Source organism: uncultured Odoribacter sp., assembly GCF_937966165.1.
In the GTDB taxonomy this organism is placed as follows: domain Bacteria; phylum Bacteroidota; class Bacteroidia; order Bacteroidales; family Marinifilaceae; genus Culturomica.
In genome coordinates this window covers 1-18,559 of sequence record NZ_CALCLB010000010.1, presented here as the reverse complement: position 1 = coordinate 18,559, position 18,559 = coordinate 1, and the positions used below count along the sequence as shown (strand labels likewise).

Genomic DNA, 18,559 nt, shown 5'->3' with positions numbered 1-18,559 from the left:
TGAAAGTTCCCTGTTTTAATACCTACCGCTCACCCGTTTCCTGACTGGATGGAATACCTTATTTAAAGGTCTCTCCCCGGAAATAAATCTTTTGCATCATCAAAACACAAAACAGCATTCACGAGCGTAGCCGCCAGATTACTTCCCCCCTTGCGCCCTTCAATGATTATTTTAGGGATGTCAGTAAAAGATTTCAGCATGTGTTTGGATTCTTTTACATTTACAAAACCTACCGGAGCACCAATTACTCCCAACGGTTTTGCTTTTCCCTGCCGGATCAGGCGGCACAATTCCATAAGAGCAGTCGGAGCATTTCCAAAAACATACAGAGCATTCGGATGTTCCTCAACAGCCAAACGGATGCCGGCTTGCGTACGGGTAATATTCAATTCCGACGCCATTTCTTTTATTCTGGAATCATCCAGATAACACTTTACCTTTACTCCCAAACGCTCCAAAGCTCCTTTGCGAATCCCCGAAGCGACCATGGTTACATCTGTAATAATTGTATCCACTTCCCTTTCACTCAAAGCTTTGTATAATCTCCCGACACTTCCTTCGTCCGCATAAAAAATATTTTCCATATCAAAATCGGCCGTCGTATGGATAGCGTGAAGCAACGCCCATTTACGATCCAACGGGAGATCCGGATTTTTCAGTTCGGAAGCAATGGTACGAAAACTCCGCATCATGATTTCTTGCCCGGGCTTGATGCCGGAAAGAGAAACCCCGCCACTTCCGTTCTCCTGAACCATCTCTACGGATAGCACCTTACCCCCGTCCCCGGGTGCTATGCTTGTATAATATCCCCGGGGGGTGATAAATTTATCCCGCCACAAATACGATTGGCTGTTTCCGATCAATACCACGGTAAACATATCTACCTGTTCCGGATCAAAATCATCCAAAGTTGTCAGTTTTACCTCTTCATCCGCTCTTCCGGCCTGCCGTACAAAACCAACCGGAGTATTTGCAGCCCGTTCCTGCAGAAAAATTTCTTTCAAACGGTATAATTGCCAATAACGCCCTTCGCTCTTAGGATTGTAAACAGCGGTTATAAAATCGGCTGTAGCCGCTGCCCTGATCCGCTGCTCTATTTTCTCCCAGGGAGTCAGTAAATCAGACAATGAGATGACACAGAAATCATGTCCTATCGGGGCTCCTAACAATGCCGCAGCTTTCTGAAAAGCACTGATCCCGGGTAGAACTTCGATCTCTGTCTCAGCATTCCGTTCCCGCTTCATCTCCCAAATCAAAGGAGCCATCCCGTAAATTCCGGCATCCCCCGAACTCACCACACATACCGTTTTACCCTGTTCTGCATATTCAAATGCAAGAGACGCCCGTTCCCTTTCTCTACGCATCCCGGAATCTATACACTCTCCTCCCTCTTTGACCAATTCCCGGATAAAAGCAAAATAATATTTATACCCGACCACCACATCCGACAGAGCAATAGCCGCACGCACCGCAGGGGTAATATCTTCTTCACAGCCCGGACCGATTCCGGCAACAAATATTTTTCCCATTTTATATTCGTATTTCTATTTTCCGACAAAGTTAATATTTTGAACGAAAAAGAATATGTCAAAAGCGAGAAGGTTGCTTCTGACATATTCTCTCTTTTTTAAAATGTTTGTAAAAACCGGCAAAAAAGGAAAATACAAACATTTTCAGGAAAAATGTTAAAAACGATAGGATATCGTTCCGGTAAAATTCCTCGGTTTGCCCAAAACAGTAGTACTCTTATAATACTCTTTATCGAAGAGATTATCCACGTTTAAAGCCAAGGTCACTTTTTTCTTTATGGTATAAAACAATCCTCCGTCGACCAGGAATAAAGCCGGATAATAAGTACGGGTAGCTACATTTGTAAATATTTTATCCTGGAATGTTCCACTCAAATGAATGGACAAATTTTTCAATACTCCTTTGGGGATAGTATAATCACCATATATGTAGAATGTCGTCCGGGGAATACCGGTTGCCCGTATATTCTTACTGGGATCGGTATATTCAGGATATTCATCACTCTTACGAATCTTTCTGATCCGGTAATCCTGCCAGCCTAACCCTCCTGTAATAGCCAGGGTAGAAACAGGACGTACGGTCAGTTCCAGATCAAATCCCCTGGAATCAGCTATTCCCACCTGTCCCTGAATAGTCTTCTCTACATCGACCCCATTTTCGTCTTTTTCATATTCAGTACCTAAAGATTTGACAACGTTATTTTTGCGGATGTAATATACGCTTGCCGAAAAGTCCAGACGGTTTGCCCACGTATACCGTACTCCGACTTCTGCCTGATATCCTTTTTCCGGTTTGAATACTTCCCCTCCGTCTTTGGAAGGATCGAAACGATTTCCTTTTTTATCCAGATAAATCACCCGTTCGTTATACATGGTATTATAGGGCTTAAAATGCGAACCAAAAGAAGCATACAAGGAAATGGCTTCAACCGGCAGGAACACTAACCCGGCCCGGCCGGTAAAGGCAGAAGTCTTTACCTTATTCCATTCACTCCGGTCTGCATCGTCATAATCCTGTCCTCCGTCTTTTACGGCAGCTGTGGCCGTCCGGTAATTGTAAAAATCCATACGGGCAGATCCCATGGCTTTCCACTTCGCATTGATACCTATCACATCGTGCAAATAAAGTCCGGAAGTCCTCCATTCCCGTATAGAAGCTTCGGAATATTTGTAATCCCACCAGTCACGTACCAGATGCGGGTTATGCAAAGCAACAACCTGATTCAGACCGGGGCCCTAGGTGTCCCCGCTATTCCAGCCATTGTATTGGGTGTAATTAAAAAAAGAATAGGTATAACCGATAATATATTTATGTCCGACGCTTCCGGTTTTAAATTCTCCGGTTAATTCCAGCATATTCGTCCATCCGCGGCTGTCGGGACTGAAACACAAAGGGCTTCCGGTAATTAAGGAATCGGTCAGATCTATATAATATTTTTTCCCTCCCCGTTCGTAATAATAACCCCCGTTAAAGAGATCCAGGGTATCTGTCCGATAATTCATTCCCTCTACACTGGCGTAATCCAAATCACTATGATTCCAGCTAAATCTATCCCGTAATTTCATAAAAGAAGTCAGCTCCTGGGTGTAAGTCAGCGAGACGTCGGTTACCCGTCTTTTCATCATATTATTGTTAAAATCGTTATATATCGTGTGGTAATCGGCAAAAGGGTTCCGTGCACCCACCGGCATAACAATTTTTCCTTCAGCATTCATCACATCTCCCATACGGGAAGACAGTACAGGAGCCGATCCGATTTCCGTATCATATTTATCGTCGCTATAACCAATGGTCCCTTCTATATGTCCTGTCTTTCCGAAATCGGCAGCCAGTGTCCCGGTCACGGAAAAACGATCGGCATGCACATGCCGGTAACCATCCCCCGTAGAATAATGGGCTGTAGCCCGATAAGTCAGGGGGCCGACCAATTTACCACCAAAATCCAAGCTGGCCGATTTTACTCCCCAATTACCATAACTTAAACGGGCGCCAGCCATAAAATCGGGCACCGCTTTTTTACGTACGATATTGATTACCCCTCCCATTACCGAGTGACCGCTCAATACAGCAGCAGCCCCTTTCAGCACTTCAATGGATTCTACCGACGATAAATCCCCGAAAGGCACATTATTCAGTAAAGAACGCTCGTCCCGGAAACCATCGATAGAAACGACAGCCTCACTGCTGCCTCGGACCGAAAAACGATAGAAGGCACCCAGCTGATCTTTTACGGTAACACCTGGCAAAAAACGAACAGCATCTTCCAGATTCAAAATATTTTTACGTTCCAAAACTTCAGACGACAAGCGGGTAACGGTCACCGGTAAAATTTTCAAAGGCACATCCAAATTCAAAAGATTCACTTTATGTTTCAATGTCCCGTAAACATTCGCCTGTTCCAGCGAAAAGACTGTATCCGTAATACTTTTACGGTGTTGACCGTATACACTTGTTATACAAATCAATATGACGAAATTTAAAATTAATTTTTTCATGTTTTCAGATATTTAAAATTCTATTTAAACTTGTAAAATATTTCATTTCCGCATTCTACCGATTTTCCGGATCCCGCGTCCCAACCATTTTAAAGTCAGCACGACTCCGGAAAGAGAAAGAAAAGATCCTCCGATCAGTAATACATACATTAGGATATTCCACAATACAGGATGGTCCGTCAAAAATTTAAAATTCAGGCTATGTAACCCTCCGTACAGGATGCCACGCAAACGGCCATTGTCATCAACCTGCCGGTGATATAAAGTTTCAGGATTAAAGTAATGGCGGGTATGGAGTTCATCTCCGACAACTACCTTATATACCGGAAGAGACAGCATGTTCCGGCGTGAATGATAGTCATCGTCCCAATCCGTCATCCAGGTTATGGAATAAGGAATATCCTTACCGTGAATTTTTTGTACCTTCTCATTCACCATTGCCTCTGTCAGCCGGAAAGGCAATAAACGGGTGGAATCGGAAGCATCGATATAACGTTTTTCCGTTGCAGTATGGACGACATAGTAGGGATGTTTCCCAAAAGAAGACCATTCGATACTTTTGACATTTTGCAAACGATCTGCAATTTTCCGGTAATCCAGCCTATAACAATCCCATGCCAACATCTCCCCTCCGCGTCCCCGGAAACGGACTTCCCGGTTTTTCTGTTTCCCTTTCTGCATCCAGGAAGGCAGATCCACTAACGACATCATTCCGCTGAATACAAAAGTCAAAGCGAAAAGCCCGAAAATCATTCCGGAAATATGATGCCATTTAAACCACCATTTTTTATAGGGCGAACGCCATCCTTTCTTCCGGTTTTTCCAAAATGCCCAGATACCTGTCCACAGACCGGTAAAACACATAATTGCCCCTAAACCGGAAGCCCAAATCATAAAATTAATCCATAGGGGTTGATTTTGCCTTAAGGAAGTAAAATACACCCAATGCGGTATTGCCCCTAACCAAGCCCAAAACCGGGATTCCCGGTTTGTCCACTGCAATACTCTTCCGCTCTGAGAAGAAATATACATCTCCTGACGCTCTTCATCCTCAAACGTAAACTTGTAAATAGGAAATTCCCTTTCCAAATAACCGAAAGGAATCCATTGGTCCAGACGGTACATAGTGTCCACTGTCCAAACAGATGTTCCTCCCAATTGTCCTGCCAGCCGGCAGATTTCAGGAAATCCGGGTTTCTCAACCTTCCGGAACGAATCTGCATACAGTTCCGAAGGCAATTGTTTGCCCCTCAAATGAAAAACCGGACGACCGAGACACATATTGACCGATAATCCCGCTACACGAGAACTATCGGGCAAAGCCCTCACCAAAGAATCTATCCCAGGGAGCCCCCCCTCTAAGGATTCTTGCCGGACTAATTTCAACCCCTGATTTACCCGCGGAAAGCTATGATAGATCATCACTATCCCCGACAGGAACCACATCAGGAACAAAATACTGAGGATCAGACCCAATATTTTGTGAATTTGTTTAATAAATCTTGTCAACATACGATTCATGAAAGCCGGAGTAAGCACACGCCTCCCAGGCAGAGACCGATTATCGTCCCTGCAAAAATTTATACTCCGGTAAATTTCAGTTATTTCCCAATAGAATAGTTTCTCTTTTTCACAGTCATATCGACCGGCTTATGGGCTGCTGCAAAACGGGCATGAGCGATAAATAAATCCTGTATACCCGTATGTTCCCCCAAACCTTTTAAATAAAGATTCACCCGGAAACCGGCTTTCTCCAAATTCCCTTTCCATTCACCGGCGATATCGTTTTTAGCATGGTCTCCGGCGACAAACATCAGCGGAATTAAGGTGACCTCCTTCGATTTTCCGGCTTTAAGCAAACGCAAAGCATCTTCAAAAGCCGGATACCCTTCGACAGTTCCCACATGGTATTCCGGATAGCCTTCAGCTTTTAGCATATAATCCAGCATTGCATAAGAGGCCGTTGCCGGATCTGCAGTCCCATGACCCACGAATATTTTCTGGCCACTCTTTTGCACAGGTTCTATTGCTTCAGTTAAAGTCTGTATCACTTCAGCATAATCCGCAGCAGCATAGAGCAACGGATTTCCCAAACGAATATCTTTAAAATTCAGGGAAAGACTTTCTACTTCCCGCCTCAACTCTTTCATTTCCTGTCCCTCAATAATATTGGTAGACTGTACCAAAACGTGGGTATATCCCTCATCATGCAATTTACGAAGCGCTTCCGTCGGGTTCATTTTTTCAATTCCGGAAGCCTTTAATTTCCGGATAATCATCCGGGAAGTCCAAGCCTCCCTCACCTCTATTCCCGGAAAGACCTCTTTCATTTTTTCATTAATGACATCTATTGTCTGCTCACGTGTATCTTTATGAGTTGTCCCAAAATGTACGACTAATACGGCTCCTTTCTCCCGGGGACCTAAGGATCCGAAAAGCTCAGATTCAATATATGATTCCTCGGAATGTGCAAAACAAGTCAGGGTCATACACAGCATGATTATTGTTCCTGTTAATTTCATCTTTTATCAAATTTTATTGCCGCTAATTTCTCAATATTTCCCTTTATTTAAACCGAATTGTCAATCCTCCGAAAAATGTCCGTCCCGGAGATAAGGTTGCATAATTAACCCCAAAAGGCCGGTCGTCTGTATAATCAAACAGATTTTCAATCCCCGCAGTCGGTTCCAAAACAAAACGCCCCAAACAGGTGATCGCATGGGTGGTGGTCAGATTACACAACCAATGTCCCGGAGCTACCCCGTTGGAAGCATGGAAACGGCTGCTCTGCCCGCGGGCATTCAGATTGATATTCAACCTGTATCCTGTCCATTCCCGGTTCCAATTGGCTGAAACGGTTCCCGTATGCCGGATACTCCGGTCTAAATGCTGCCTTACCTCATCTTCCGTTCCCTTATCCATAGTTCCCCAGGCATCACAATAACTATATCCACCTCCCAAAGTAAATCCCAATCCCAGATAAGCGTTGAAATTCACATCCACACCTTTTACCCGCGCATCATTCAGATTGACATACATCCGCCTTTTTTTGATACCGTTAGCTTTATCCTCATCCGTCAAATCAATGTATTTATAGTCAATCAGTTTATCGACATCATTAATATAACCATTCACGGAAACAGTAAAGTTATGGCCTATATATTCGATATTTGCTGAATAATAATTGCTGATTTCCGGTTTCAAATTCTGGTTTCCTATACTTATTGTAGAACCCTTTACCTTTTCATAGTATAACTGTTCCATACCCGGAGCCCGGAAACCGCCTGCATAAGCCACACGGAAATTGAAAGCCCCCACAGGCAGCATCAAAGAAGCTTTGGGAGAAACCCGGTCGCCGAATGTTTCATGATTTACATATCTCAACCCCAGGATAATCTGCAACTTCCGGAATAATGTCAACTCATCCTGAGCATAGAGAGACAAGGTGTAAGCACTTTTCTCCTCATTATTCAACGCTTCCGGACTCTTCAGCCGATCGTCCCGGTATTCCAGTCCGGCAGAAAGTTTATTAGATTCACCTAATACAAAAACTCCTTTCAGATTCGCATTGTAATAATGCTGTCGTTTGTTGAGTACGACATCTCCTTTTTTATTTTTCTGATAATCCTTTATATAATTATAATTATTCTCAAAATTGTCATTATACAAATCCAAAGCAATATAAGAACGCTTATTTAACAGGTATTTTGCCCCCAGCGCCAACGTATAATCCTGATAAGACATCTCATAATTGTAAGCCGCTACCGGCCGATAAACATAGCGCTGATAAAAACTTCCTTCTGCATAGATATCCAAGCTTTTCGTCGGAGAAAACTTCAATTTCTGATTGAATACATCCGATCTAAAACGATTGGAAGCTTGTTTAACCGTTTCCTTATACCCACGCGGATCTTTTGTATCCGTCTCGTAGGGACTCAATTGCCATCCCCCGGCTTGTAACCGCTGATAAGAAGTGTGAGAAGAAAATTTACCGGCATTGACATCTGCCGAAAGATTCTGGGTAAATTGTCCTTTCTCTGCAATCCGGGTACGGGACAATAAATTTATCTTCTCTTTGGGGCTCTCTGTAATTATATTGACAACTCCTCCCATAGCTTCCGAGCCATAAAGTGCGGAAGCCGATCCCTGTAAAACTTCAATTCGTTTCACCCGGCTCAGATCAATCCGCTGTAAATCCGTATTTCCGGATATATCCCCTGCCACTTTATGGCCATCAACCAATATTAAAATATAGCCGTTCTGCAGTCCATTCATCGTCATATAATCTCCCATAGCATTCGTAGAAAAATTGAACGACGGATTCATCATTCGTAAAGCCTCGTCAATTTTTACAATACCCGCTTTTTGAATCTCCCTTCCGGAAATAACTTCTATCGGTACAGGCGAATCCTTTAAACGATGATGTGTCCCCGTACCGGTTATTACCACCTGATTGAGATTTATCGGTGAAGCCGACATCTCAAAAAACAGATTTTCATTACTACGATCGACTTTTTTACGGACAGTTTCATAACCCGTAAAGGAAACCCGTAATACATACTCTCCTGCCGGAACATCCTTTAAAAGAAAAGTTCCATCACTATCAGTAGCCGTCCCCAGCGTGGTTCCTTCCAAACGGACATTCGCTCCGGACAGAGCCCTCCCGTTTACAGCTTGTACAACTTTGCCCCTGAACGTCAATTGCGCCCAGAGATTACATACAGCAAACAACATTACTGCTGCCAGCACACACAACTTTTTCATTAAAATGATTCATTTAGGGTTAATAATAGTATTCCTGACCCCGAAAATACTCTATTATCTGTGTTACACCCTGGCAGGTCTCCTGACTAAGCCTTGAAAAGCAACCTTCCCATCTTCGCGCGTAGACAGTGGTGTAAGACACTTTTCATCATAAAAGGCATCACAGTAGCGGGCACTGTTCCGGATTCCAACCGGATTCCCTTTTAAACGGCAGATGCATATCTGCCTGTTTACCAAAGCGTGCGCAAATATATAAAGTTTTATTAATATATACTAATAAAAATTCAAAACTTATTATTTTTCATTTTACCTCTTCCTTTACATCCCCATACTTCTTTCGCGGACAGAAACTGAATATACAATGTTCACAACTTCTTCCTATAAGGGGATAATCAAATCAAAAACAGCTATCAAATCACCGGACATTTATAAATTTTCAAAAAGAGTAGGCGACTCCTTTCTCAGAAAACTTCTAAAATTTTATATTTGCAAAAAATAAAATCAAAAATCTTATAGCACTCTGCGAAATGCCTTCTCTTTGTCCGTCCTCAAACAAATCCCATTTCCTTATCGGGGCCACTTCTTCCGGATGCGGGAAAACAACTTTAACCATCGGTTTGCTACGTGCGATCAGAAAACGGGGAGTAAGTGTACAACCGTTTAAATGCGGTCCGGATTACCTGGATCCGAAGCACCATGCTATCGCAGCAGGCAGGAATTCCTTGAATCTGGATTCTTTTATGTCTTCGGACAAACATATTAAAAACCTTTATTCGTTCTATAGTCGACAGGCAGATGTATGTATAACAGAAGGAGTTATGGGTTTATTTGACGGATATAAAGCTATGCAGGGCAGCAGTGCCGAAATAGCCGGTATACTGGATCTGCCCGTAATATTGGTTATCAATGCCCGTTCTTCGGCCTATTCCGTCGCCCCCCTTCTCTATGGATTTAAACATTTCCAACCCCATATCCGGATTGTCGGAGCCATTTTCAATTTTGTCAGTTCCGTAACGCATTACGATTATCTGCGCCAGGCCTGTCGGGACGCAGGAGTAGAAGCTTTGGGATATCTACCGAAATGCCGGAATATCGAAATACCTTCCCGCCACTTGGGCCTGAACATCGATAACAGGTTTTGTCTGGACGAATTTGCGGACCGCGTAGCCCTGGAAATAGAAAAAACAATCGATATTGAAAGGCTGTTGGAAATCACTTCTTCTACTTGTTCTCTGTCCGGTATCGGTAGGGAAGAACCTGTCACTCCAGTACCCGGTATACGTATTTCTGTCGCTCGGGATGAAGCCTTCAATTTTATTTATCCGGAAAATATACGATCGCTGAAAAGATTCGGGGATATCACTTTTTTCAGCCCGCTTCGGGATACAGCACTTCCCCCTTCCGATTTTATCTACCTTCCGGGCGGATACCCGGAACTATATCTGCCCGATCTGAGTGATAACAAAGAAATGCGCAACGCTATCTATGCCTATTGCCAATCCGGAGGACACGTACTGGCCGAGTGCGGAGGGATGATGTATTTAGGCAATTATATTGCGGATCCCAACGGGAAAAAGTTTCCCATGTGCGGTTACTTACCTCAGGCCGCTACAATGGAAAATATGAAACTGAAATTAGGGTACCGGAAAGTTATTCACAACGGACAGGAATGGAGAGGCCATGAATTTCATTATTCCCGTATTATTCCTGGATCTGTTCCATCACTCCCCCATACTCAGATATATAACGCACAAGGAAGTGAAGTAGATACCCCCATCTACCGTTTTAATCAGGTAACAGCAAGTTATATCCATTTTTATTGGGGAGAAAAAACAGATTTAATTTCTGCTATTTTAACGTAAAGTAGAATATATATAGTCCATATCCATAGCATCTCTGACATGCCGGGCGAGCCTATCGTATTGTTCCTGCTTGAAGGACATATAATCAAAATGCTCACAACGCTGCTGCGTTAAACCAGCAGCCAAATCGTTCAGAACAACGGCATGATCCAATATACCGTGTATATAACTTCCCCAACACCTCTCATCCAGATAAAACCCATCCCTTTCCCCTGTTTCCAAAGTATTCAGGCTCCGGCTTAACCCCTCTTTCAATTCTCCTTCTTTTCCGATTTCTTCAGTTCTTCCCATATGAATCTGATACCCCTCACACCATTCTTCCCCTCCTTTATACCGGAAACGGCTCTGACAGGTGGTTTTTTCTTTTTCCATCACCGTTACTAAAGGAAATAGGCCTAAACCGGGTACCATACCGATTTCCCCTTCAACCTGATCCGGATCTTCTACCCGCAACCCCATCATCTGATAACCTCCGCAAATTCCTACGACTTTTTTACCTGCTTTATAAGCCTGTACAACGGCTTCAGCAATCCCATTCGCCCGGATATTCATTAAATCAGCTATGGTATTCTTCGAACCGGGTAAAACAATAATATCGGCTTTTCGAATTTCTTCCACATTATTGGTGTAATACAAATGGAAACGTTTATCCTGTTCTAAAACGCTGAAATCTGTAAAATTAGATATCCTCCGTAATAATACCACAGCCACATTGATTTTACCGGAAAGAGCGTGCATTTCCTTCTGTTCCAAGGCTACGGAATCCTCTTCTTCTATCTGTATATCTGTAAAATAAGGCAATACTCCTACTACCGGAATACCTGTCAATTTCCGGATCAATTCCCGTCCTTCCTCAAATAAAGACACATCTCCCCGGAATTTATTCACGATTATCCCTTTTATCAATTTCCGTTCTTCCTCCGGTAATAACATCACCGAACCATATACCGAAGCAAAAACACCGCCCCTATCGATATCCGCTACCAAATACGTCGCTGCCCCAACTTCCCTGGCCATACGCATATTGGTAATATCCCTTTCCCGTAAATTCAATTCAGAAATACTGCCCGCACCCTCCAGTACAACCGGATTATATTTCCCGGCTAAACGCCTATAGGCCGCCAAAGCTTCCTGTAGCAAATAATCTTTATTTCCACTGCGGAAATATTCTCGCGCGCTCATATTTCCAACAGGCCGTCCGTTTAAAATTACTTGTGAACTTTTGTCATTCGTCGGTTTTAATAGTACCGGATTCATATCCGTATGGGGGGGTATTCCACAAGCTTCAGCCTGTACAGCCTGCGCCCGCCCAATTTCTCCCCCTTCCGGAGTCGAATAAGAATTCAACGACATGTTCTGCGCCTTAAAAGGAGCCGGAGTATATCCATCCTCCCGGAATATCCGGCAAAAAGCTGTATTAATTACACTCTTACCTGCATCCGAACAGGTACCGACAAACATAATCGGTTTCAGCCCGCTCTTTTTCCTATGCTGCAAAGAAACTGTCATTTATTTTTTTTATAAGTAAAAGATTTCCATTTTTCCTCTATACCGCCCTCCCTTTGCATGGCCACCCTCGCCATTACAAAAAAAAGATCGGAAAGCCGGTTGAGGAATATTAAAATTTCAGCAGGTAAACCATCCTTTCTGTTCAAAGTCCATAAATGCCTCTCTGCCCGACGGGCAATAGTACGGGCTAAATGACAATGGGCAGAAACCAAATTTCCTCCGGGAAGTATAAAATACCCTTCCTCCTGTATCTCTTCCGACAAACGATCAATCCCCGCTTCACAAAACGTCACCAATTCCGGCGGCAAAATATTAGGATTTTCCCCTCTGATTTCCGAAGGAGTAGCCACCTGCGACATGACAAGCATTAAATTTTTTTGAATCTCAAACAGAAAACTTTGCCATTCATGCCCCTCTCCCAGAAAAGAACGGACAACTCCTATGGCAGCATTCAATTCATCTAAAGTTCCATTCGCTTCAATCCGGATGTCATCTTTATCCACCCGCCCTCCTCCATGAATACGGGTAGTACCCTTATCGCCAGATTTTGTATAAATTTTCATGTCTGCTCTGTTTATGCTGACAAAGATACCATTTCTCAGAAATGAAAATACCAATCGGATAAAAAATACAATCAGCATTTTATTTTTCTTTTCATCGGATAAGAGCATCGGCTTATTTACTATTTTCAGAATCTCTTTTAATAAAAACTATCACAATCTTAAAACGTATAATTAATTTTGATCCTTTCCTCAAAATTTACTTATAATATTGCAATACTGAAAAAATAATACTACATTTGCTCCTGTCCTACATTACCCAAGAGCAGGGAAACCTGTCAATTGCGGCAGGCATTTTTTTGCCTGCTGCTTTCATACAACGGTTCTGTACCCCCGTGTGGAGCATTAATGTGCCCACTGCTCTTGAAGTGTAGGACAACGGGAAAGGCGGAACCGTTCCTTATTTCTGCCTTAACGAAATTTCACCTAGTCCGGAGAGGCCTCTTATTCCCTCTTTAAAAAGAAATTTTCCCGATTAAAATAGAGGAGTTTATTAAAAATACATGCGGTTAACTCCTCCATTTTTAATAATCCGGCGCTTTAAGCTACTTTGTCATTTACAATATTGTATTAAATTATCAATGTTGTATTGCTATATAAAGAGATTCTTTAACTTCAAAATATAAATTGAAAAACCATATTGTAGCTAAAATACCTGAAAATATACTCATTATTCTAATCTACAAACGATGAAAACAACAGTAAATAAAAAAAACGGAAAGCCAGACACTCTTTATGCGTCAGAGCAGCATTATTCCCTCCGGATAGGTTCCCAGGCCCTCCGGCAATTGTCTTTTAAACATCTCTTAGAGATAAAGGAGATTATTGACTCCATGTTAACCCGGCATCAGCTTTTATCTCCCAACAGCACGACAAATGAAGAAGATTATCCGATTCATTTTGATAAGATCACTACACATTATGCAGATAACGATTGTTTTCATACGGTCTATTCTATGGAAACTTGTGATAGTTACCTGCAATGCATTTCCACCAAGCAAATGAAGAAAATAGCTTTCACTATCCTCACCTTTTTAAATTTACTCGAGAAAGAGAATAGTTATAAAAAAGAAATCCCTTCTTTACCGCTTCTTTCTGAAAAGTACAAGGAAGAAACAGTTTCTATACATATTCAAACCGACCCTCCTGCAGACAATTATTTTCTGGAAGAAACACCGGCGCTCAGCCAACAAACTCATTGGTCCGGAAACGACCTTCAACCGGTAACCACTTACCGGATAACAGCTAACGACCAAGAATTAGAAATTTCCTCCCCGGATCAATTACTCCGTTTACGTAAAAAATTGGCCGATTTTTTAAATTAAAATAAAAATACAGGTTGTCCCTTCACGCAAGTTACAAGTCTGATCTTCCCATGATAAACAATTACAAATTATGAATGCTAACCTCCCTTTGTAACCTGTCAATTTTGACTTGTAACTTGCAATTTTATTTTTTAATATATTATGAATCCCATTGAATGATTTTTCCTGAAGAATTTCTTTAACGGAAAAGAGCTGAAATCCCGTTCATAAATTAAACAAAAAAATTCGGTCATTCCTAAATCAGATAACAGAAATTATTTTTTTACGGCGGCCACAATTAACATCATTGGACGGCGAAGTTCATCTTTCATATCCGGAATCGTGTCGAAAAGTAATTCGTCCGGTTGGGGTTCTACAAAATCAGTCATTTCAAACCCGGCTTGAATCAGACCCTTTATATAGGTAGTCAATGTTTTATGGTATTTAATAACTTCTTCCCCTAAAAAATCCGTCTTCCGTTTTCCTTCCGTAAAATAATGATCAACAGGCCAATGTAAACGTTCTCCTTGAGCATTATAATACCAATCCTGACTTCCGTAGGCCGTAAACACCGGATGCTCTACTGAAAATACAAAACATCCCCGTTTTGTCAGACAATTATTAATTTTCCGGCATAAATCTTCAAATGACTCCAGATAGTGAAAGGCTAACGAACTGATTACAATATCAAATGTTTCCGGATTAAAATCAAAATCTTCAATCGCCATACAACGGTAATCTATCCGTGGGGAAGCATTTCTTGTCTTAGCTTCTGCTATCATTTTCTCCGAAAGATCAATTCCGACAACCGATATGGCACCCTGTTCCACGGCATACCGGCAATGCCACCCAAAACCACAACCTAAATCCAATACCCTCTTTCCTTTAAAATCCGGTAATAATGTTTTCAATATATGCCATTCTCCTGCTCCCTTCAACCCTTCCAATGAACGCAACATCTGACTGTATTGCTTAAAAAAGTTTAGCTCATTGTATTTATTTTCCTTCATGGTATTTTCCTTTAAAACAAATTCTTAATAAACCCCAATCTTTATAAATTACAAAAATAAGAATTAATTTTTCCATAATTAACCCCTATCTCTCCGGAAATAGAGATAGGGGTTATACCCAAAAATCAATGGATTTATCCGTTATGGATGCTTATTCTCTTACACAACGGACATTATGCCCTGAAGCAGATGCATATTTATTCAAAGTAAATATATCTGTTGAGCTGAGCGGAAACAGATATTCTGCAGCCCCTTTTCCTTCTGCATCGAACACTGAGTTTGACCAATAATATCCGGCAATTCCGACATCTCCTAATCCTCCATCATCTTCCCAACGTAATCCGGCTCCCGGATACCAAGCAATATTATTTCCGTCATATTTAAACATACGGCCTTTGGAAAACTTACCTACATAAGCTTCATCAAATTTAGAAGCAAGCCATAAATCGGCTGGAGAAACCATATAGCCAACCGGACAGGGATCGTAAATAGTCTTCTTCCCTTTAGGATAATTATCATAACCCGTAGGATTCCCCCAAAGATTAGGGACCGGATTTACCGTCCACACCAAGTTCGTTTTATTCCACAAAATATATGTCGCAGGATGCTGAACGGCATATAACAGATTATTATTGACATTATCCTGAGTCTCGTCATACGCAATTGTATTGAAAGCAGTTACCTGTCCAAATACCGTTTTTTCCTTCATACCCGTAACAGTAGCACCTCCCCAGAACGGATCTTTCCGACCCCATTGATAATACAACCCATAGGAAGCAAAACGCTGAGCTGTAGTCATCGCCTCTATATCTGCCTGTACATCCGTAGCCGGAGCATATTTAGCTCCCAGATTCCGGTCCATAACCAGGTAAGTGTTATTTCCATCCGAATCTTTATATTGATGATCCCGGGGCGTCTCAGAAAGCCAGATATGCCAGCTCCATAAAATATTACCACTTCCATTAGCCCCGTCATATACTGCAATAACAGCATTTCCAGGTATCTTAACAGCATTAAACATCAGATAGGTTCCGCCCTCACTCAGTTTCACATCAGTTACGCTCCCTTCTTCTTCCTCCCACAATAAAGCAGCCGAAAGAGGAGATATAGATACAGATTCCGTATGGAATCCTCCGTCCGGATGTATGCCGTCCTCCCCATTTCCAATTACGGTAGCATTGAAAAAATAAGCTCCTGACTGACCGATCAGATAACAGTTGGAATAAACTTCTGTCAAACCACTGATGTTATACCGGTTTGGATCATTTAAATCTGTCCCGTCTTCCGGTTTAGGCTCTCCGTCTTTTTCAAAAACAAATTCAACTCCTTTTGTCATGGCGGAACGGTTTATCGTCAAACCTCCTTCTACCTGAAACACCTTATCTTCATTATCCCCGGTATGGATTGAAATTTCAGCACCCGTATAGGTCTGAGGAGGTAATACAATATAAAACATAGCAGAATTCCCTTTAGCTATAATAAAACCCTCATCCGACACATTCAATTTCACACTATTGGCAGCCGTCCCCGACATAACAAGTACAGGATCTTCTGCCCCACCACTTATATCCACAGCAGCATCCCCGGCGACTTTTTGTCCTTCAGCAGCCTTAAACGTAATACTGTAAACAGTGACATTTTTCTCCGCTACAACTTTTACCCCTAATATTCCACATAAATTTTTCATTTTTACCGTTGTGGACGCTGACACACCTACCATCGGATTTTCTCCCTTTGTCAATTTGCCAGCTGTATAATGCTGTATTTCCGGAACTTTAACAGACAATACCTTTTCCTCCATAACAGTCGTAGCCGCATACGGATAATAAACAGCGTAAGTCTGAGGAGTTCCCGTAATTTCTCCGGCAAAGTTACCGGCAGCAGTTCCTCCTTGTCCGGAAAGTAAAAAAGTTCCGTTAACTGTTTCTGCTGCAAATACTCCTAACTGATCTCCTTCACTCCAACTAACAGCAAGTTCTTCACCATAAACATTCTCCGTATTTACAGCCAATGTCACAGCTTCCGGCTCTATGACAGGCGGTTCATTTTTATCATCACTACATCCTACAATCCCTAAGAGAGTAAGCAAGCTAAATAATACAATCAAATGTTTTCTCATAGTTTTTGTCTTTAAATTAGTTAATATTAAAAGCTAGAAATTCTTTTCAAAAACAGAAAAATATCTAAATTCATAAGAGATTCTTTTAATTAAATGCCAGAAATGATCCTGTAATACGATTTACAATAATTTTTATATTTGGTATAAAAATCCGCTTACCCAGACTTCATACCTTTATCCGTTGGAGAAAAATGATTTGAATAGAACTCGAATATTAATTTTCACAAAATTATATTTTTATATATAAAAAACAACTTCTTCAATCTTAATTTATCCTCAACCTCTTCTGTTTTACACATTAGGGACGTGCCCTAATGTGTAATTTTATTTTTTAATAAACTTTTATTCCCTTCTTCCACTTTTCAATTCACTTAAATTCATCAAATCCTTCTTGAGCAATATCGTTAAAGTGAAATAGTAAAATATATTTATACCAATAAAAGCATCATTCAGAAAGATTTCAAAAAATTCACAAAAAGGAAAAATTCTATAAAAACAATACACTTTCGTTCCTTATTTATATTTTTCATTTTTTAATTTTAAATAAATAAACAAGCTTCTCCCAGATAGAACAAAATTTACGCAGGAATCAAGCTGACAGTAAATAGTCATAATATAATTTACCGAATATCTTATAAAAAATGATTTTCTTTTTACCTTGTTCTTTAAAACAAATATATTGAGGAGTATAAATCCGTGAAATAAAAATTACACATTAGGGACGTGCCCTAACGTGTAATTTCTTATATTTAACATAAATTAAAAAAGAAAACTTTATTTTCTATAGGATATGTCATAAATTTGATATATTCCATTTTTACGTCTTAAGTCTGTCCAATTAATACTCACCGTTATGAATCGCAGACAATTTTTAAAATTAAGCAGTTTAGGGATAGGTAGTATCTTTTTAAACTCTTTCTTGATCACTTGTAATTCTGAGGATATTTCCGCAATTAATTTAAAAGAAGATACAAGACAACAATTAGTTCAATATGTAGAAAATTCGGACTTAGGGTATTATGAAAACCATAGAAATATTTACAGACAACAAAGAACTATTCTTCTTATTACTGATTATGAAGTTAGGGAAGATCCCAAACATATAGTCGATTATTTAGCCTCTTTCAACGTATTTGGACTTATAAAATGTAATTTCGATATTTATCGGTATCAAAATATCATTACGGATTGTCAGGAAACCCATAAAAATATGTATACTTTTTCCACTGAGATACCCGGTCAAAAAATTTATTTTGTTCATTTTCCTCTGGAAAGACAAATCATTTATCCTATAAAACTTTTGAAACAAAAGACTGACAAAGAATTAATTTTAAGCCCGGATTATGCTTTACCCTGCGTCATGACAAAAGACGCATTCAAGACGTTATTACAAAATCAAAAAAGCA

The 18,559-nt window shown here is 41.0% G+C and carries 13 protein-coding genes and 1 riboswitch; of the genes, 3 read left to right on the top strand and 10 right to left on the bottom strand.

Annotated elements, in window-relative coordinates; translation table 11 throughout:
* Positions 1–62 precede the first annotated feature (62 nt).
* The 6 genes from cobJ to Q0465_RS03115 all read right to left on the bottom strand — a co-directional run bounded on the left by cobJ (position 63) and on the right by Q0465_RS03115 (position 8,789).
* Positions 63–1,529, bottom strand: a complete 1,467-nt coding sequence (gene cobJ, locus Q0465_RS03140) for a precorrin-3B C(17)-methyltransferase (RefSeq protein ID WP_298612684.1) — start codon at positions 1,527–1,529, stop codon at positions 63–65.
* Between the two features lie 156 nt (positions 1,530–1,685).
* On the bottom strand, positions 1,686–2,738 hold the full coding sequence (locus Q0465_RS03135; protein WP_298612682.1) for a TonB-dependent siderophore receptor: 1,053 nt from the start codon (positions 2,736–2,738) through the stop codon (positions 1,686–1,688).
* 27 nt (positions 2,739–2,765) lie between these two features.
* Positions 2,766–4,025, bottom strand: a complete 1,260-nt coding sequence (locus tag Q0465_RS03130; protein WP_298612680.1) for a TonB-dependent siderophore receptor — start codon at positions 4,023–4,025, stop codon at positions 2,766–2,768.
* Positions 4,026–4,067: 42 nt separating this feature from the next.
* Positions 4,068–5,537, bottom strand: a complete 1,470-nt coding sequence (locus Q0465_RS03125; RefSeq protein ID WP_298612677.1) for a PepSY domain-containing protein — start codon at positions 5,535–5,537, stop codon at positions 4,068–4,070.
* An 89-nt stretch (positions 5,538–5,626) separates the two neighbouring features.
* Complete coding sequence (locus Q0465_RS03120) at positions 5,627–6,547, bottom strand: sirohydrochlorin cobaltochelatase (RefSeq protein ID WP_298612674.1); 921 nt, start codon at positions 6,545–6,547, stop codon at positions 5,627–5,629.
* Positions 6,548–6,590: 43 nt separating this feature from the next.
* A complete protein-coding gene (locus Q0465_RS03115; RefSeq protein ID WP_298612671.1) occupies positions 6,591–8,789 on the bottom strand; it encodes a TonB-dependent receptor in 2,199 nt (732 codons plus the stop codon).
* A 54-nt stretch (positions 8,790–8,843) separates the two neighbouring features.
* A riboswitch (cobalamin riboswitch) is annotated at positions 8,844–9,042 on the bottom strand.
* Positions 9,043–9,316: 274 nt separating this feature from the next.
* Between Q0465_RS03115 and Q0465_RS03110 the strand changes: the two genes are divergently transcribed.
* Entirely contained in the window at positions 9,317–10,651 is a 1,335-nt protein-coding gene (locus tag Q0465_RS03110; RefSeq protein ID WP_298612668.1) for a cobyrinate a,c-diamide synthase, read from the top strand.
* On the opposite strand, the gene Q0465_RS03105 is transcribed toward Q0465_RS03110, so the two are convergent.
* Together Q0465_RS03105 and Q0465_RS03100 are read right to left on the bottom strand one after the other, a co-directional pair.
* On the bottom strand, positions 10,643–12,160 hold the full coding sequence (locus Q0465_RS03105; protein WP_298612666.1) for a cobyric acid synthase: 1,518 nt from the start codon (positions 12,158–12,160) through the stop codon (positions 10,643–10,645). The two genes, Q0465_RS03110 and Q0465_RS03105, sit on opposite strands and share 9 nt — an antisense overlap.
* On the bottom strand, positions 12,157–12,723 hold the full coding sequence (locus Q0465_RS03100) for a cob(I)yrinic acid a,c-diamide adenosyltransferase (RefSeq protein ID WP_298612663.1): 567 nt from the start codon (positions 12,721–12,723) through the stop codon (positions 12,157–12,159). Before Q0465_RS03100 ends, Q0465_RS03105 begins: the two co-directional genes overlap by 4 nt.
* A gap of 686 nt (positions 12,724–13,409) precedes the next feature.
* Between Q0465_RS03100 and Q0465_RS03095 the strand changes: the two genes are divergently transcribed.
* Complete coding sequence (locus Q0465_RS03095; protein WP_298612660.1) at positions 13,410–14,045, top strand: hypothetical protein; 636 nt, start codon at positions 13,410–13,412, stop codon at positions 14,043–14,045.
* A 254-nt stretch (positions 14,046–14,299) separates the two neighbouring features.
* Here Q0465_RS03095 and Q0465_RS03090 read toward each other — a convergent pair whose 3' ends face one another.
* Entirely contained in the window at positions 14,300–15,034 is a 735-nt protein-coding gene (locus Q0465_RS03090; RefSeq protein WP_298612657.1) for a bifunctional 2-polyprenyl-6-hydroxyphenol methylase/3-demethylubiquinol 3-O-methyltransferase UbiG, read from the bottom strand.
* A gap of 151 nt (positions 15,035–15,185) precedes the next feature.
* Positions 15,186–17,153: a fimbrillin family protein gene (locus Q0465_RS03085; protein WP_298612655.1), complete on the bottom strand. Its 1,968-nt coding sequence runs from the start codon at positions 17,151–17,153 to the stop codon at positions 15,186–15,188.
* 853 nt (positions 17,154–18,006) lie between these two features.
* On the opposite strand from Q0465_RS03085, the gene Q0465_RS03080 reads away from it, so the two are divergent.
* The coding region (locus tag Q0465_RS03080) for a hypothetical protein (protein WP_298612652.1) at positions 18,007–18,559 on the top strand (553 nt) is incomplete at its 3' end.

Coding starts and splice junctions, on each gene's coding strand:
- cobJ (WP_298612684.1), bottom strand. CDS start 1,529: ATGGGAAAAATATTTGTTGCCGGAATCGGTCCGGGCTGTGAAGAAGAT.
- Q0465_RS03130 (WP_298612680.1), bottom strand. CDS start 4,025: ATGAAAAAATTAATTTTAAATTTCGTCATATTGATTTGTATAACAAGT.
- Q0465_RS03125 (WP_298612677.1), bottom strand. CDS start 5,537: ATGTTGACAAGATTTATTAAACAAATTCACAAAATATTGGGTCTGATC.
- Q0465_RS03120 (WP_298612674.1), bottom strand. CDS start 6,547: ATGAAATTAACAGGAACAATAATCATGCTGTGTATGACCCTGACTTGT.
- Q0465_RS03115 (WP_298612671.1), bottom strand. CDS start 8,789: ATGAAAAAGTTGTGTGTGCTGGCAGCAGTAATGTTGTTTGCTGTATGT.
- Q0465_RS03110 (WP_298612668.1), top strand. CDS start 9,317: ATGCCTTCTCTTTGTCCGTCCTCAAACAAATCCCATTTCCTTATCGGG.
- Q0465_RS03105 (WP_298612666.1), bottom strand. CDS start 12,160: ATGACAGTTTCTTTGCAGCATAGGAAAAAGAGCGGGCTGAAACCGATT.
- Q0465_RS03100 (WP_298612663.1), bottom strand. CDS start 12,723: ATGAAAATTTATACAAAATCTGGCGATAAGGGTACTACCCGTATTCAT.
- Q0465_RS03095 (WP_298612660.1), top strand. CDS start 13,410: ATGAAAACAACAGTAAATAAAAAAAACGGAAAGCCAGACACTCTTTAT.
- Q0465_RS03090 (WP_298612657.1), bottom strand. CDS start 15,034: ATGAAGGAAAATAAATACAATGAGCTAAACTTTTTTAAGCAATACAGT.
- Q0465_RS03085 (WP_298612655.1), bottom strand. CDS start 17,153: ATGAGAAAACATTTGATTGTATTATTTAGCTTGCTTACTCTCTTAGGG.